Annotated in this window: 15 protein-coding genes; 5 read left to right on the top strand and 10 right to left on the bottom strand. The window is 72.7% G+C overall.

Annotated features, from left to right (window positions below):
* The first annotated feature begins 64 nt into the window (after positions 1–64).
* Positions 65–880: an EI24 domain-containing protein gene (locus tag ABZ948_RS10335; protein WP_359758490.1), complete on the top strand. Its 816-nt coding sequence runs from the start codon at positions 65–67 to the stop codon at positions 878–880.
* On the opposite strand, the gene ABZ948_RS10340 is transcribed toward ABZ948_RS10335, so the two are convergent.
* Together ABZ948_RS10340 and ABZ948_RS10345 are read right to left on the bottom strand one after the other, a co-directional pair.
* Complete coding sequence (locus ABZ948_RS10340; RefSeq protein WP_359758491.1) at positions 843–2,075, bottom strand: pyroglutamyl-peptidase I; 1,233 nt, start codon at positions 2,073–2,075, stop codon at positions 843–845. The genes ABZ948_RS10335 and ABZ948_RS10340 overlap by 38 nt on opposite strands.
* Before the next feature lie 98 nt (positions 2,076–2,173).
* A complete protein-coding gene (locus ABZ948_RS10345; RefSeq protein WP_389620671.1) occupies positions 2,174–3,112 on the bottom strand; it encodes a LysR family transcriptional regulator in 939 nt (312 codons plus the stop codon).
* A gap of 49 nt (positions 3,113–3,161) precedes the next feature.
* Between ABZ948_RS10345 and ABZ948_RS10350 the strand changes: the two genes are divergently transcribed.
* Positions 3,162–3,548 carry a RidA family protein gene (locus ABZ948_RS10350; RefSeq protein ID WP_359758493.1) on the top strand — a complete coding sequence of 129 codons (387 nt, stop codon included), beginning with the start codon at positions 3,162–3,164 and terminating at the stop codon, positions 3,546–3,548.
* On the opposite strand, the gene ABZ948_RS10355 is transcribed toward ABZ948_RS10350, so the two are convergent.
* Positions 3,545–4,138, bottom strand: a complete 594-nt coding sequence (locus ABZ948_RS10355) for a TetR/AcrR family transcriptional regulator (RefSeq protein ID WP_359758494.1) — start codon at positions 4,136–4,138, stop codon at positions 3,545–3,547. The genes ABZ948_RS10350 and ABZ948_RS10355 overlap by 4 nt on opposite strands.
* A 64-nt stretch (positions 4,139–4,202) precedes the next feature.
* On the opposite strand from ABZ948_RS10355, the gene ABZ948_RS10360 reads away from it, so the two are divergent.
* Entirely contained in the window at positions 4,203–6,680 is a 2,478-nt protein-coding gene (locus tag ABZ948_RS10360) for a beta-glucosidase H (protein WP_359758495.1), read from the top strand.
* Positions 6,681–6,758: 78 nt separating this feature from the next.
* Here the strand turns inward: ABZ948_RS10360 and ABZ948_RS10365 are convergent, their stop codons facing one another.
* Both ABZ948_RS10365 and ABZ948_RS10370 read right to left on the bottom strand, forming a co-directional pair.
* Entirely contained in the window at positions 6,759–7,730 is a 972-nt protein-coding gene (locus tag ABZ948_RS10365; RefSeq protein WP_359758496.1) for an aldose epimerase family protein, read from the bottom strand.
* Positions 7,731–7,745: 15 nt separating this feature from the next.
* Positions 7,746–8,633 carry an SGNH/GDSL hydrolase family protein gene (locus ABZ948_RS10370; RefSeq protein ID WP_359758497.1) on the bottom strand — a complete coding sequence of 296 codons (888 nt, stop codon included), beginning with the start codon at positions 8,631–8,633 and terminating at the stop codon, positions 7,746–7,748.
* A gap of 260 nt (positions 8,634–8,893) precedes the next feature.
* Between ABZ948_RS10370 and ABZ948_RS10375 the strand changes: the two genes are divergently transcribed.
* Complete coding sequence (locus ABZ948_RS10375; protein ID WP_031111976.1) at positions 8,894–9,388, top strand: DUF3145 domain-containing protein; 495 nt, start codon at positions 8,894–8,896, stop codon at positions 9,386–9,388.
* A 76-nt stretch (positions 9,389–9,464) separates the two neighbouring features.
* On the opposite strand, the gene fabF is transcribed toward ABZ948_RS10375, so the two are convergent.
* The 5 genes from fabF to fasR form a co-directional block, all read right to left on the bottom strand.
* Positions 9,465–10,736, bottom strand: a complete 1,272-nt coding sequence (fabF, locus tag ABZ948_RS10380) for a beta-ketoacyl-ACP synthase II (RefSeq protein WP_359758498.1) — start codon at positions 10,734–10,736, stop codon at positions 9,465–9,467.
* A gap of 86 nt (positions 10,737–10,822) precedes the next feature.
* The gene (locus ABZ948_RS10385; protein WP_003989952.1) at positions 10,823–11,071 is read right to left on the bottom strand and encodes an acyl carrier protein; all 249 of its coding nucleotides are present in this window, start codon (positions 11,069–11,071) and stop codon (positions 10,823–10,825) included.
* An 81-nt stretch (positions 11,072–11,152) separates the two neighbouring features.
* Positions 11,153–12,154 (bottom strand): ketoacyl-ACP synthase III, encoded by a 1,002-nt coding sequence (locus tag ABZ948_RS10390; RefSeq protein WP_359758499.1) that lies wholly within the window; start codon positions 12,152–12,154, stop codon positions 11,153–11,155.
* A gap of 16 nt (positions 12,155–12,170) precedes the next feature.
* On the bottom strand, positions 12,171–13,106 hold the full coding sequence (locus ABZ948_RS10395; RefSeq protein ID WP_359758500.1) for an ACP S-malonyltransferase: 936 nt from the start codon (positions 13,104–13,106) through the stop codon (positions 12,171–12,173).
* 89 nt (positions 13,107–13,195) lie between these two features.
* Positions 13,196–14,401 carry a fatty acid biosynthesis transcriptional regulator FasR gene (gene fasR, locus ABZ948_RS10400; protein WP_359758501.1) on the bottom strand — a complete coding sequence of 402 codons (1,206 nt, stop codon included), beginning with the start codon at positions 14,399–14,401 and terminating at the stop codon, positions 13,196–13,198.
* A 62-nt stretch (positions 14,402–14,463) separates the two neighbouring features.
* Here fasR and ABZ948_RS10405 point away from each other — a divergent pair, with 62 nt between their 5' ends.
* The gene (locus tag ABZ948_RS10405) at positions 14,464–15,114 is read left to right on the top strand and encodes a pirin family protein (protein ID WP_359758517.1); all 651 of its coding nucleotides are present in this window, start codon (positions 14,464–14,466) and stop codon (positions 15,112–15,114) included.
* Positions 15,115–15,134: the final 20 nt, after the last annotated feature.

Genomic DNA, 15,134 nt, shown 5'->3' on the forward strand with positions numbered 1-15,134 from the left:
CCTGTGACAGCGGTGTGACCGGAGCGCGTCAAGAGCGCGACACCGGCCCCGATAGGGTCGTCCCATGCGCGATCTCGGGGTGGGTTTCCGGTACCTGCTGAAGGGCCAGCGATGGGTGGCCCGGCACGGCAGGCAGTACGGCTTCGGGCTGCTCCCGGGCCTGATCACCCTCGTCCTGTACGCGGCGGCGCTCGTCGCGCTGGCCCTGTGGGGCGAGGACGCCGTGGCCTGGGCGACGCCGTTCGCCGACGACTGGTCGAGCCCGTGGCTCGGGCTGTTCCGCGGCTTCCTGACGGCCGTGCTGTTCGCCCTCGCCCTGCTCCTGTCCGTCGTGACGTTCACCGCGGTGACGCTGCTGGTCGGGCAGCCCTTCTACGAGAACCTCTCCGAGAAGGTCGACCGGGACGTGTCCCCGGACGGGCACGCCCCCGAGTCGGGGCTGCCGCTCTGGCGCGAGTTGTGGATCTCCGCCCGGGACAGCCTCCGGATCGTCGTGCGGGCCGCCCTGTGGGGCGTGCTGCTGTTCGCCTGCGGGTTCGTCCCGGTCGTCGGCCAGACGGTCGTCCCGGTGATCGGGTGCTTCGTCACCGGGTTCTTCCTCACCGAGGAACTGACCGCCGTCGCCCTCCAGCGCCGCGGCGTCGAACTGCGCACCCGGCTCGGCCTGCTCCGCTCCCGCAAGACCCTGGTCTGGGGCTTCGGTACGCCGCTGGCCGTGGCCTTCCTGGTGCCGTTCGTCGCGGTGTTCCTGATGCCGGGCGCGGTCGCGGGCGCCACCCTCATGGCGCGTGAACTCCTCGGCGAGGAGACCCGGGAGGACGGCGAGGAGGGCGACCGGGCCGTCACGACTCTTCCGCAGCCACCCTCAGGATCGTCCTGACCTGGGCGATGATGTCCAGCCGGTTCCGCACGAACTCCGGGTCGGTGACCTCGGTGGTGTTCCCGGCGCCGAACTGGAGCACCGGCGTGTGCACGTGCCCGCCCGGCAGGACGTCGTGCAGCCCCAGCCGGTCGCGCAGCAGGGTCGCCCGGTAGGCGATCTCGTTGGAGAGGTAGTCACCGCCGCCGCCCTGGCGGGCGGTGGAACCGGGGGTGGGCCCGCCGGGGCGTACGACGGGCTCGGTGCCGCCCGCCGGGATCTCGGTGACGCTCGTGTTGTCGTAGACGGGGAAACGGCCGGTGTCGGCGGCGACGATCGGCCCGTACGGCAGGGTGGTCGTCGTCCACTGGGGCTGCGAGGCCGGGTCGGTGACCGGGATCGTCTCGGTGCGGCCGATGTTCTCGTTGTCCCCGAAGCCGCCCCGCCAGGCCCCGTTGGTCCGCTCGATGTCGAACCGGCCGACCCGGCCCTGGCTCACGGTGGTGAACAGGTCGATGTCCTCGAGGTGGGGCCGGAGGGCCCGCTCCACCGTCCCGTCCGTGAAGTCCCGCCAGCGCACCGGGAAGACGGCCGTCTCGATCCGGGCCGGGCCGTCCGCCGTCTCGACGACCGTGCCGTCGAGGGCGAGCGCGGTGGCGCCCGACGGGTTGGAGATGCGGATGTCCCGGTCCAGGGTGAACGGGTCGAAACCGGTGAGCAGGATCCGCTTTTGGCCCTTGCCGTGCGGATAGCCGATGGCCGTCTGGCCGCGCGAGGTGCGCTCCAGCTCGTCCAGCAGCGCGGCCCGTTGCCCGTCCGTCAGCCCGAACTGCGGCTCCCAGGTGCGTACTTCCCGGGTCAGGCCCAGCCGCGCCCAGTACAGCGGCCGGTCGTCGTCCCGGCTCAGGTCCCCGCCCGCCGGGCCGCGCCCCTGCGCCCGGTCCACGGCCCGCCGCCACAACTGTGACCCCTCGCGGGTGACGGCCCGGCGGGCCTGCCCGTAGGAGCGGGCCGAATCGAGCGCCCGGGCCAGCCGCGGGGCCACGGCGTCGAAGCCGGAGCGGCGCAGGATCTCCTGTGGGGCGGCCCGGTCGAGCCGCTGCTCCTCGACGGTGGGGGAGGGGGCCGCCTCGGCGGCGCTCGCGGACGGGGGGACGGTGAGGCCGGTCAGCAGCGCGAGGCCGAGGACGCCGAGGCGAACGCGTATGGAGTTCAAGGGGGTTGAGCCCTTCCGTCACGGTGGGGGTGGCGTGGTGCCGGACGGCGGAAGTATCGCGTGAGGGCGGTGGTCCACGCCATGGGGCTCAGGACCCTTCACGCGGGAATCCGCGCCGTCGCCTCCCGGAGCGCGCCGAGGAAGGCCGCGGTGGCGGGCGTCAGGGGCCGCCCCCGCACGGTCGCCGCGTACACCGCCCGGACCGCCGCACCCTCGTCGAGCACCCGCAGCAGCCTGATGTCCGGGCGTGCCGACGCGGCGGCGAGCGCCGGCACCAGCGTCACCCCGAGCCCGGCGGCGACATAGCCCTGCTTGGCGGTCCACTCGCCGACGACGTGGGCGATCCGCGGACGGAAACCCTGGCGCAGGGCCGCGGTCAGCAGAGTGTCCTCGGGGCGGGCGCTGCCGGAGATCCAGTCGGCGTCGGCGAACCTGCCGAGCGGCACCGGGCCGTCCTGCCCGGCGAGGGGGTGGTCCGCCGCCACGGCGACGTACAGCGGCTCGTCGAGGAGGTGGTGGAGCGCGTACGACTCCAGCGGCGCGCGGCCGGTCGTCGACACCACCGCGAGGTCCAGGTGACCGGCCGTCAGCCGGTCCAGCAGAGCCGGGGTGAAGCCCTCCTCGCGACAGACGCGGACCCCGGGCCGGCGGGCGCGGAACAGGGCCAGGGCGTGCGGCACCAGGGCCGCGTCGGCGGTGGCGAAGGCGCCGAACCGGAGCCGTCCGCCGGCCGCCTCGCGCAGGGCGCCGAGTTCGCGCCGGGCGTCGTGCAGCGCGGCGACGACCGTCTCGGCGTGCGGCACCAGGAGCCGTCCGGCCTCCGTCAGCCGGACCCCGCGCGGCAGCCGGTCGAAGAGCGGCCCGCCGCCCAACGCGGCCTCCAGTGCGGCGACTTGCCGGGACACCGCGGACTGCGTCCAGCCGAGCGCCCGGGCGGCCACCGTGAACGAGCCGTGCCGGGCGACCTCCAGGAACACCCGAAGCCAGACGGTGGACAGGTCGGGCACCTCGTCATGCGGGGTCGGCATGGGTGCCATGCTAGACATTCGCTTGTCGCATCGCGGAGTGCCGCCTAGCTTCGACGGCATGCAGATCAGCCTGGACAACCCCGCCTCCGCGCCCCAGCCCCTCAGCCCGTACTACTCCCAGGTCGCCCGTCTCGAACAGGCCGACGGCAGCGCCCTGTTGTTCGTCTCCGGGCAGATCGCCGAGGGCGCCACCCTCGCCGAGCAGACCGAGGGCGTCTTCGAGACCCTCACCGCGCTGCTGGCGGCCCACGGCGCCACCCTGGCCGACGTGGTCAACATCCGCACCTACCTGACCGACATCTCACGGTTGGAGGAGTACGGCACCGTACGGCGGCGGTTCCTCACCGGCACCCCGCCGACCAGCATGACCTTCGAGGCGTCCCGCCTCTTCCGCCCCGAGGCCCTGATCGAGGTCGAGGTCGTGGCCGCCGTACCGGCCCGCTAGCCGTCGCCCGGTTCCGGGCTCTCGCCCAGCAGGGTCAGGAAGTCGCGGAACGCGGACGCCATGTCCACCGACTCCGGGTCCAGCAGCCACTGGTACTGCAGGCCGTCCAGGACCGCCACCAGCAGGGGCGCGGCCCGCTCGGGCGTGAGGCCGCTCGGCAGGCGGTCGCCGTACTCGGCGCGCAGCACCCCGGCCATGCCGGCGCGCACCCGGACGTAGCGCTCCGTGAAGTACGCCCGGGCCGGATGCTCCTCCGTGACGCTCTCGCCGAGCAGCGCCGAGAACGTCTGGACGATGGCCGGCCGCATCGCGTTGTACTCCACCAGCGAGGCCAGCAGGTCCAGGCGCAGCCGCCCGGCGGGCAGGGCGTCCCAGCGGTCCCGCTCCTGGAGCACCGCGACCAGCAGTGCCTCCTTCGTCGGGAAGTGGTGCAGCAGCCCCTGCTGGGTCAGCCCGACCCGCTCGGCGACCGCGGCCAGGCTCGCTCCCCGGTAACCGCGCTCGGCGATCACCTCCAGAGCGGCCCGCACGATCTCCGCACGCCGTTCCTCGCTCCTCGTCCTGGCCCTCATGGCGTCACGGTACGACATGCCGAACGATGCGATATCACGAGCAGATAACGAAACCTACCGCTTCACAGGCAGCCGGTGCACGATGGTGACATTCAGTGGCTTTCGACGTGGAGGTGCCGACGTGGCGGAGACAGCGGAGGAACGGCGCGAGGCGGCCGTCGAGGCGGCCCTCGGCAAGCTCGACCTGGACGCCAAGGCGCGGCTGCTGGCCGGCCAGGACATGTGGAGCCTGCCCGCGCTGCCGGAGGCGGGCCTGCCGTCCCTGGTCATGTCCGACGGCCCGATCGGCGTCCGCGGAGTGCACTGGAGCGCCGACGACCCGTCCGTCGCCCTGCCCTCACCGACCGCCCTCGCCGCCACCTGGGACCCCGCCCTCGCGCACCGGGCCGGGGTGCTGCTCGCCCAGGAGGCCCGCCGCAAGGGCGTCCACGTCCTGCTCGCCCCCACGGTCAACCTGCACCGCTCCCCGCTCGGCGGCCGCCACTTCGAGGCCTACAGCGAGGACCCGTACCTGACCGGGCGGATCGGCGCCGAGTACGTCCGCGGCGTCCAGTCCGGCGGCGTCGGCACCACCGTCAAGCACTTCGTCGCCAACGACGCCGAGACCGACCGCTTCACGGTGAACAACGTCGTCGGCGAACGCGCCCTGCGCGAGCTGTACCTGGCGCCCTTCGAGCACATCGTCGAGAACGCCCACCCGTGGGGCATCATGACCGCCTACAACACGGTCAACGGCACGACCATGACCGAACACCACCACCTGGTCAACGAAGTGCTGCGCGGCGAATGGGGCTTCGACGGCGTCAACGTCTCCGACTGGCTGGCCGCGCGCTCCACCACCGGCGCCCTCGCCGGCGGCCTGGACATCGCGATGCCCGGACCGCGCACCGTGTACGGCGAGGCCCTCGCCCGGGCCGTACGGGACGGCGAGGCCGACGAGGCCCAGGTCGACGAGGCGGTCCGCCGCGTCCTGCGCCTCGCCGCCCGGGTCGGCATCCTGGAGGGCGCCGACCCGGTCGTCACCGACCTGCCCGAGCCCGTCGACGGCACGGCCCTCGCCCGCGAGATCGCCCGCCGCTCCTTCGTCCTCGTCCGCAACGAGAACGGCGTGCTGCCGCTGCGGCCCGGCCGGGTCGCGCTGATCGGCTCCGCCGCCCGCGACGCCCGCGTCCTCGGCGGCGGCTCCGCCACCGTCTTCCCCGCCCGGACCGTCTCCCCGCTCGACGGCCTCACCGCCGCCCTCCCCGAGGGCAGCCTCAGCTACGCCGTCGGAGCCGACCCGAGCACCGAACTCGCCATCGCCGACCGGGGATTCGAGCTGCACGCCGTCTGCCGGGACGCCGCCGGCCAGGTCATCGGCACCCGCAGCGCGCCCAACGGCCAGATCCAGTGGGTGGGCTCCGACCTCCCGGACGGCGTCACGCACGAAGCCCTCCACACCGTCGAACTCACCGGCACCTTCACCCCGCGCGAGAGCGGCCCGCACACCTTCGGCATCAAGGGCATGGGCGCCTTCACCCTCACCATCGGCGGCACCACGTACTACGACGACGTCCAGCGCCCCGCCAAGGACGACCCCTTCGTCAGCTTCTTCGGCGCGCCCGAGCCCCGCGCCGAGGTGGAGCTCACCGCGGGCGAACCGGTCGACGTCCGCCTCGCCCACGCCGTCCACTTCCCCGACGACGCCGCCCTGAAGGCCGTCGCCTTCTGCCTCGCCCACCAGGAACCCCGGCGCGACCCCGACGAACTGATCGCCGAGGCCGCCGCCGCGGCCCGCGCCGCCGACACGGCCGTCGTCGTGGTCGCGACCACCGAACGCGTCGAGTCGGAGGGCTTCGACCGCACGGACCTGCGCCTGCCCGGCCGCCAGGACGACCTGGTCCGGGCCGTCGCCGCCGCCAACCCGAACACCGTCGTGGTCGTCAACTCCGGCTCCCCGGTGGAACTGCCGTGGCGCGACGACGTCGCCGCCGTGCTCCTCACCTGGTTCCCCGGCCAGGAGGGCGGCGCGGCCCTCGCGGACGTGCTCACCGGCGCCCACGAACCCGGCGGCCGGCTGCCCACCACCTGGGGCTCCCTGGCCGACGCCCCGATCACCCGGGTCGTCCCGGAGAACGGCGAACTCCCCTACGACGAGAACGTCTTCATCGGCTACCGCGCCTGGGAGAAGCACGGCCGCACCCCCGCCTACCCCTTCGGCCACGGCCTCGGCTACACCGACTGGACCTACGAGTCGGTCGAGGTGGCAGGGACCGCCGAAGGGGCCACCGTGACGGTCCGCCTCCGCAACACCGGCGACCGTCCGGGCCGCGAGGTCGTCCAGCTCTACCTCGCCCCGGGCGAGCCCGGCCCCACCCGCCCGGCCCGCGGGCTGGCCGGCTTCGCGGGCGTCGAGGCCGCACCCGGCGAGAGCGTCGAGGCGACCGTCGAACTGCCGCGCCGCGCCTTCGAGATCTGGGACGAAGCGACCGGCTCGTGGTCGTTTGTGAAGGGTTCGTACGAGATCCAGGTCGGGCGCTCGATCACGGACCGCAGGATCACCGCGACGATTAACGTCTGAGACGGGACGAGTTCCCCACCGAGCAGCCCCGGTCCGGGACCTGACCTCCGGACCGGGGCTCATGGCCTCCCGGCGGGCCTATCGCGCGCCGAACCCGTACACCGTCTCCGAGCGGAACACCTCGCCCGGCCGCAGCACGGTCGTCGGGAACTCCGGCCGGTTCGGGGAGTCCGGGAAGTGCTGCGTCTCCAGCGCGACGCCGTCACCGGGCGCGAAGGGCTCGCTCAGGTGGTCGGCGGTGTACAGCTGGAGGCCGGGCTCGGTCGTCGCCACCGTCAGCACCCGCCCGGACGCCGGGTGGTGCAGCTCGGCGACCTCCACCGGACGGTCCGTCACACCCTTGTCGAGCACGAAGTTGTGGTCGTAGCCGGACCCGATCTTGCGGGGCTCGCGGAAGTCGAAGCGCGTGCCCGTCACGTCGTCCAGGGCGCCCGTCGGGATCAGGTCCGCGTCGACCGGCGTGTACCGGGAGGCCGCGAGGCGCAGTTCGTGCCCGCCCGCGCCACCCGCACCGCCCAGGTCGAAGTAGCTGTGGTTCGTCAGGTTCACCACGGTCGGCGCGTCCGTCACCGCCTCGTACGCGATCCGCAGCGCCCCGCTCTCCAGCAGCGTGTACGTCGCCGTGACCGCGAGCCGCCCCGGGAACCCCTCCTCGCCGTGCGGACTGACCCGCGTCAGCCGCACCCCGTGCTCGACCGGGGCCGCGTCCCACACCCGCTTGTCGAACCCGCGGGCTCCGCCGTGCAGCGCGTTCGGCCCGTTGTTCGTTTCGAGCGCGTAGGTCCGCCCGTCCAGCGGGAACCGGCCCCCGGCGATCCGGTTGGCGTACCGCCCGACCAGGGCGCCGAGGTACGGCTCCGGATGGGCGAGATAGCCGTCCAGATCCGGGAACCCCAGCACCACGTCCCCGGCCCGCCCCTCCCGGTCCGGCACCTCCACGGACTGCACGATCCCGCCGTACGTCAGCACCCGCACCCGTACGCCCGCCCGCTCCAGGGTCCAGCGGTGCACCGGAGTCCCGTCGGAAAGTGTGCCGAAGAGTTCGTTCATGTGCGGAACTCTAGGTCAGGGGTTCCTCGCCGTGACCGTGCGGTACGCGATCTCCGCCAACCGGGCCTGTCCGTTCACGCTCGGGTGGAAGTAGTCCCAGCGGCTCAACTGGGCCGTGCCGAAGCGGTAGTCGTACACCGCGCCGCCGTCGTAGCGGCACCGCTCGTCCTGGGCGCAGACCTCCTTCAGGACCTTGTTGTAGTCCTCCACCCGCTTCCGCACCGTGTCCCGCCGCAGCGTCGCCGCCGTGTCCTGGGCGTTCGCGTCGCCCAGCATCGACGGGCAGATGCCCAGCTGCCACACCTGCCTCGCCATCGGGCTGGTGCGGCCCTCGGACCACAGCCGCTTCAGGTCCGGCACGCTCGCCACGAACACCTGCGCCTTGGGCAGGGCCTTGCGCAGAGAGCGCAGCGAGTCCTCGAAGTCGGCGCGGAAGGCGGAGACCGGGGTCATCGCCGAGGGGGTGGACCGGCAGGCGTCGTTCGCCCCGACCAGCACCGTCACCAACTGCGGCTTCCGCCGCACCGCCCGGGCCATCTGACCGGGCAGGTCGGCCATCCGCGCCCCCGACACCGCGTAGTTCCAGCTCCGCTCGGCGGCCCCGGCCCGGCCCAGCAGCCGCACCGCCAGCGAGTCGACCTCGGGGCTGGTGCCGGTCGCCCAGGACGCCTCCGGGCAGTCCGACAGCACGTCACAGGCGTCGAAGGCACGCGTGATGGAATCGCCGACGGCGGCGACGGAACTCGGGCTGCGGTCCCACAGGGGCGTGGGACTGGGGGACGGCTTGGCCGCGTCGGACGGGGCGGGGGAGTCGCCCCCCACGGCGTCACACCCGGCCACACCCACCACCGCGGCCACGACCAGGGCAAGCACGACCCGCGTGCGGTGGTTTCGCTTCCGCATCCCTGGTCCATCCCCTCGCCGCACCGTGCCTGTCTCCCCAACCAATAACAACGCACGAGGGTTCCCGACCGATCAGGTGCAACGGCTCACACCCGTACAAGCGTCCCCCTGGGTGAATGGCGGGAGTTTCCCGGCACCGGGACCGACCGTACGTCACACTCCTTGCGCCCCCGCACGGTAGCCTCGCCATCAACGTGACCCGCCCGGTCACCGCCGTTCCGCCCGTTTCCAAGATGGTCACGCTCAGCCCGGAGGTTCCGGTGACGACACGTGGAGTTCTGTACGTGCACTCCGCGCCGCGCGCGCTGTGCCCGCACGTCGAGTGGGCCGTCGCCGGGGTGCTCGGCACGCGCGTCAGCCTGGACTGGATCCGGCAGCCCGCCGCCCCCGGCACCTGGCGCTCGGAGTTCTCCTGGCAGGGCCAGGCGGGCACGGCGTCCAAGCTCGCCTCCGCGCTGCGCGGCTGGCACCTCCTGCGCTTCGAGGTCACCGCGGAACCCTGCCCCACCGCCGAGGGCGAACGCTACAGCTGCACCCCCGACCTGGGCATCTTCCACGCCGTCACCGGCATCCACGGCGACATCCTCATCCCCGAGGACCGCCTGCGCGCGGCCCTGCAGCGCAGCCGCCAGGGCGAGACCGACCTGGAAGCAGAGCTGAACAAACTCCTCGGCAAGCCCTGGGACGACGAGTTGGAACCCTTCCGCTACGCAGGCGAAGGCGCCCCGGTCCGCTGGCTGCACCAGGTGGTCTGATCTCTGTTTCGCGCATGCGGAAGGGCCCCCACCCGTAGGTGGGGGCCCTTTCCGTCGAACGCGTGGGAGCGGCGTCTCACACGGTCCGGAACGCCAGCACCACGTTGTGCCCACCGAACCCGAACGAGTCGTTCAGCGCGGCGATACGCCCGTCGACGGGCAGCTTCCGAGCCTCACCCCGGACGACATCGGCGTTCGCCTCGGCCTCCGGGTCCAGGTTCTCCACATTGATCGTCGGCGGAGCCACCCGGTGGTACAGCGCGAGCACCGTCGCCACCGTCTCGACACCACCCGCACCACCGAGCAGATGCCCGGTCATCGACTTCGTCGCGGACACCGCGATGTGGTCGGTGTCGTCACCGAACACCTTCCGCAGCGCCTTCAGCTCGGCGATGTCACCGGCCGGCGTCGACGTCGCGTGCGCGTTGACGTGCACGATCTCCGCCGGGTCCAGGTCGGTCCGCTCCAGCAGGTTCTGCAGGGCGTGCGAGATGCCCCGCCCCTCCGGCTCCGGCTGCACGATGTCGTGCGCGTCGGCGGAGATGCCCTGCCCGACCGCCTCGGCGTACACCCGGGCCCCGCGCTTCGCGGCGTGCTCGGCGGACTCCAGGACGACGACACCGGCGCCCTCACCGAGGACGAAGCCGTCACGGGCGACGTCGTAGGGGCGCGACGCGCCCTGCGGGTCGTCGTTGTTCTTGGACATCGCCATCATGTTGCCGAACGCGGCGATGGGCAGCGGGTGGATCGCCGCCTCCGTGCCACCCGCGACGACGACGTCGGCGCGGCCGGTGCGGATCATCTCGATGGCGTAGCCGATGGCCTCGGCGCCCGACGCGCAGGCGGAGACCGGCGTGTGCACGCCCGCCCGGGCGCCCACGGCCAACCCCACGTTGGCCGAGGGGCCGTTGGGCATCAGCATGGGAACGGTGTGCGGGGAGACGCGGCGGACGCCCTTCTCCTTCAGCACGTCGTACTGGTCGAGCAGCGTGGTCACGCCACCGATGCCGGAGGCGATGACCGCGCCGAGCCGGTCGGGGTCGACGTTCGGGTCCTCGCCGGCCTTCGCCTCGAAACCGGCGTCGGCCCAGGCCTCCTTGGCCGCGACCAGCGCGAACTGCGCGGAGCGGTCCAGTCGGCGGGCCTGCGGCCGGGGGATGACCTCGGTCGGCTCCACGGCGACGGGGGCCGCGATCTTGACGGCCTGGTCGGCCGCCCAGTCCTGCTCCAGGGGCTTGACGCCGGAACGTCCGGCGACCAGGCCCTCCCAGGTAGAGGCTGCGTCGCCACCCAGCGGTGTGGTTGCGCCGATACCGGTGACGACCACGGTGCGATTGGTCGAGCTCACGGGAATTCTTTCTCCAACGGATCCGAGGATTAAGCGGCGCCACCGCCGGGTGGCGGGGCAGTCAGCCCTAGGGCCTGATCGGTCGATCAGCCCTGGTGCTTGAGGATGTAGTCGGTCGCGTCGCCGACCGTCTTGAGGTTCTTGACGTCCTCGTCGGGGATCTTGACGTCGAAGCGCTCTTCGGCGGCGACGACGACCTCGACCATGGACAGCGAGTCGACGTCCAGGTCGTCGGTGAAGGACTTGTCCAGCTGGACGTCCTCAACCGGGATGCCGGCGATCTCGTTCACGATCTCGGCGAGACCGGCGACGATCTCTTCCTGAGTGGCGGCCATGTTGGCGCTCCTTCGTAGATATCCAGAGGGTGTGGCAGGTGGTTCTTCCCGTCCCGGACCGCATGATCCGGCACGGAGTGCCTAGGGGAGGGTAACGACAGTCGCGGCGTAGACGAGACCCGCCCCGAAGCCGATGACGAGCGCGGTGTCGCCGCTCTTCGCCTCGCCGGTCGCCAGGAGCCGCTCCATCGCGAGCGGGATCGAGGCGGCCGAGGTGTTGCCGGTGGTGCGGATGTCACGCGCGACCGTGACGTGCTCCGGCAGTTTCAGGGTCTTCACCATCGAGTCGATGATCCGCACGTTGGCCTGGTGCGGGATGAAGACGTCCAGGTCGTCCGCGGTGATCCCGGCCGCGTCCAGCGCCTGCTGGGCCACCTTCGCCATCTCGAACACGGCCCAGCGGAACACCGCCTGGCCTTCCTGGGTGATCGCGGGGAACTTCTCGACCGTCCCGTCGCGGTAGTCCGTCCACGGCACGGTCTGCTTGATGGTGTCGGACTTGTCGCCCTCGGAGCCCCACACGGTCGGGCCGATCGCGGGCTCCTGGGACGGGCCGACCACGACCGCGCCGGCACCGTCGCCGAACAGGAAGGCCGTCGCCCGGTCCTCCAGGTCGGTCAGGTCGCTCAGCCGCTCGACGCCGATCACCAGGACGTACTCCGCCGAGCCCTCGACGATCATGCCCTTGGCGAGGGTCAGGCCGTAGCCGAAGCCCGCGCAGCCCGCCGAGATGTCGAAGGCGGCGGCCTTGTCGGTGCCCAGCTTGTCCGCGATCTCGGTGGCGACCGCCGGCGTCTGCTTGAAGTGCGAGACGGTCGAGACGATCACGCCGCCGATCTGCTCGACGGAGATGCCCGCGTCCGCGATGGCCTTGCCGGACGCCTCCACCGACATCGCGGCGACGGTCTCCTCGTCGGAGGCCCAGTGCCGCGTCTCGATGCCGGAGCGCGAGCGGATCCACTCGTCGGACGACTCGATCGTCTCCAGGATCACCTCGTTCGGCACGACCCGGGTCGGCCGGTAGCCGCCGACGCCGAGGATCCGCGCGTACGGGGCGCCCTTGCTGGGCTTGATCTTCGCCATGCTCTCGGGCTCCTTCTCAGACACCGTGCTCGGCGATGAGCTCGCGAGCCGCGTCGAGGTCGGCGGGGGACTTCAGGGCCAGCGTCTTCACACCGGGCAGGGCCCGCTTGGCGAGGCCGGTGAGGGTGCCGCCGGGGCACACCTCGATCAGGGCCGTGACCCCGAGCTCCTTGAACGTCTCCATGCACAGGTCCCAGCGGACCGGGTTGGCGACCTGGCCGACCAGGCGCTCCAGCACCTCGCCGCCGGCGGCGACGGCCTGCCCGTCCTTGTTCGAGACGTAAGGGACCTTCGGGTCAGCGGTGCCCCGGGCGTCGGCGGCGGCCTTCGCCAGCGTCTCGACCGCGGGGGCCATGTGGTGCGTGTGGAACGCGCCGGCGACCTTCAGCGCGACGACCTTGCGCACGCCCTCGGGCTTGTCCGCCTCCAGCGCGGCGAGCTGCTCCTTGGTGCCGGCCGCGACGATCTGGCCCGCGCCGTTGATGTTCGCCGGGGTCAGGCCCAGCTGCTCCAGGTGAGGAACCGTCACGGCGGGGTCGCCGCCCAGCAGCGCGGCCATGCCCGTCTCGGTGACGGCGGCGGCCTCGGCCATCGCCAGACCGCGGGTGCGGACCAGGCGCAGGGCCTCCTCGTGCGGGAGCACCCCGGCGAGCGAGGCGGCGGTGAACTCGCCGACGCTGTGACCGGCGAGGGCACCGACCTTCCGCGGGAGGTCGGCCGGGTCCTCGAACAGCAGGGACGCGGACGCCAGTCCGGCCGCGACCAGCAGCGGCTGCGCCACCGCGGTGTCGCGGATCTCCTCCGCGTCGGCCTCGGTGCCGTAACGGATCAGGTCGATCCCCGCGGCGTCGGACCATGCCTCCAGGGCACCGCGGACACCGGGGAAGTCGAGCCATTCAGTCAGGAAGCCGGGCGTCTGGGCGCCCTGGCCGGGAGCGACGAGTACGAGCACTCTCACACTCTCTCTTGGGGACGGGCACGGCCGCCCGTGGGGACAGGGACGAAGAACACGAGGGGGTTTTGTCGAGCCCCGACAAAACCTTAGGGCTGGAGATCTCCATCGACCAGACGCCCCAGGATCAGCGCGATCCGCAGCGTGAAGGCAGAGCGTACATCGGAGGGTGACCATCCGGTGACGTCAGTCACACGTCGAAGCCGGTAGCGGACGGTGTTGGGATGCACGAACAGCATCCGGGCGGCGCCTTCGAGGCTGCTCGCCTGTTCGAGATAGACGCTGAGGGTCTCCAGGAGCGCGGCCCCGGCCTCCTCCAGCGGTCTGTAGATCTCCTCCACCAGCTGCTCACGGGCCGAGGGGTCACCGGCGATCGCCCGCTCCGGAAGCAGGTCGTCCGCCAGGACCGGGCGCGGGGCGTCCTGCCAGGCGGAACACGCCTTCAGCCCCGCCGCGGCGGCCTGCGCGGACCGGGTCGCGGCCAGCAGATCGGGTACCACCGGACCCGCCACGACCGGCCCCGCGGCATACGGGCCGATCAGCGACTTGGCCACGGCCAGCGGGTTGTCGCTGCCGCCCGCGATGACGACCAGCCGGTCGCCGAGCACCCCGGTCAGCACCTGGAGCTTGGCGTGCCGGGCGGCGCGCCGGATGGCCTCGACGGTCAGCTCGCTGTCCCCGTCGGGCGCCGTCCCGAGCACCACGCACACGTGCTCGGGCGAGTTCCAGCCGAGGGCGGCGGCGCGCGACACGGCACCCTCGTCGGCCTCGCCGCTGAGCACCGCGTTCACGACCAGCGACTCCAGCCGGGCGTCCCAGGCGCCGCGTGCCTCGGCGGCCTGCGCGTACACCTGGGCGGTGGCGAAGGCGATCTCCCGGGCGTACACCAGCAGCGCCTCGCGCAGCACGCTCTCGTCGCCGGGGGCCGCGACCTCGTCGATCGCGGACTCCATGACCTCGATGGTGGTGCGCACCATCTCCACGGTCTGCCGCAGCGTGATCGCCCGGGTCAGCTCGCGGGGAGCGGTGCCGAACACGTCGGTGGAGATGGCCTGCGGGGCGTCCGGGTGCCGGAACCACTCGGTGAACGCGGCGATGCCCGCCTGCGCGACCAGACCGATCCAGGAACGGTTCTCCGGGGGCATGGCCCGGTACCAGGGCAGCGTCTCGTCCATCCGCGCGATGGCCTGCGCGGCGAGCGATCCGGACGACTTCTCCAGCCGCTTCAGCGTCGCGGCATGCGGGTGGACGGCACGGGCTGCGGCTGCGTTCTTGCTGGTTTCGGGTTCGGGCACGGGGACAAGACTGCCTTATCCGGACGGGAAGGTGCGCCGCCGGGTCTACGGTGGACCTCGTGATGGACATTCGGCGCGCTGACGAGCGCTACCAGGGCGGGGACCCGGCGGCCGGAATCGAGAGCCGGCACGCCTTCTCCTTCGGGTCCCACTACGACCCGGACAACCTCCGCTTCGGCGCCGTGCTCGCGTGCAACGAGGAGCGGCTGGCCCCGGGGGCCGGGTTCGACGAGCATCCGCACAGCCACACCGAGATCGTGACGTGGGTGGTGGAGGGCGAGCTGACGCACCGGGACTCCACCGGGCACGAGTCGGTCGTCCGCCACGGCGACGTGCAGCGCCTCAGCTCGGCGGGCGGGGTGCGCCACGTGGAACGCAACGACGGCCCCGGGCCCCTGACGTTCATCCAGATGTGGCTGGCCCCGCTGCGGCCCGGCGGCGACCCGTTCTACGAGGTCGTCCACGGCATCGCCGACTCCACGCCGTACGCCGTCCCGGAGGCCGGCGCGATGCTGCACGTGCGGCGGCTGGGCGCGGGGGAGCGGACGGCGGTGCCGGACGCGGCGTACGCGTACGTGCACGTGGTGCGCGGTGACGTACGCCTGGACGGCGCGGAGCTGGGCGCCGGCGACGCGGCCCGGATCACCGATGCCAAGGGCCTGGAGGCGGAGGCCGTGACGGCGGCCGAACTCCTCGTCTGGGAGATGGCCTAGAGCCCGCGCCGCCGCCAGAG

The sequence above is a fragment of the Streptomyces olindensis genome (assembly GCF_040645895.1).
In the GTDB taxonomy this organism is placed as follows: Bacteria; Actinomycetota; Actinomycetes; order Streptomycetales; family Streptomycetaceae; genus Streptomyces; species Streptomyces olindensis.

Coding starts and splice junctions, on each gene's coding strand:
- ABZ948_RS10335 (WP_359758490.1), top strand. CDS start 65: ATGCGCGATCTCGGGGTGGGTTTCCGGTACCTGCTGAAGGGCCAGCGA.
- ABZ948_RS10345 (WP_389620671.1), bottom strand. CDS start 3,112: ATGGCACCCATGCCGACCCCGCATGACGAGGTGCCCGACCTGTCCACC.
- ABZ948_RS10350 (WP_359758493.1), top strand. CDS start 3,162: ATGCAGATCAGCCTGGACAACCCCGCCTCCGCGCCCCAGCCCCTCAGC.
- ABZ948_RS10355 (WP_359758494.1), bottom strand. CDS start 4,138: ATGTCGTACCGTGACGCCATGAGGGCCAGGACGAGGAGCGAGGAACGG.
- ABZ948_RS10360 (WP_359758495.1), top strand. CDS start 4,203: ATGGTGACATTCAGTGGCTTTCGACGTGGAGGTGCCGACGTGGCGGAG.
- ABZ948_RS10365 (WP_359758496.1), bottom strand. CDS start 7,730: ATGAACGAACTCTTCGGCACACTTTCCGACGGGACTCCGGTGCACCGC.
- ABZ948_RS10370 (WP_359758497.1), bottom strand. CDS start 8,633: ATGCGGAAGCGAAACCACCGCACGCGGGTCGTGCTTGCCCTGGTCGTG.
- ABZ948_RS10385 (WP_003989952.1), bottom strand. CDS start 11,071: ATGGCCGCCACTCAGGAAGAGATCGTCGCCGGTCTCGCCGAGATCGTG.
- ABZ948_RS10390 (WP_359758499.1), bottom strand. CDS start 12,154: ATGGCGAAGATCAAGCCCAGCAAGGGCGCCCCGTACGCGCGGATCCTC.
- ABZ948_RS10405 (WP_359758517.1), top strand. CDS start 14,464: ATGGACATTCGGCGCGCTGACGAGCGCTACCAGGGCGGGGACCCGGCG.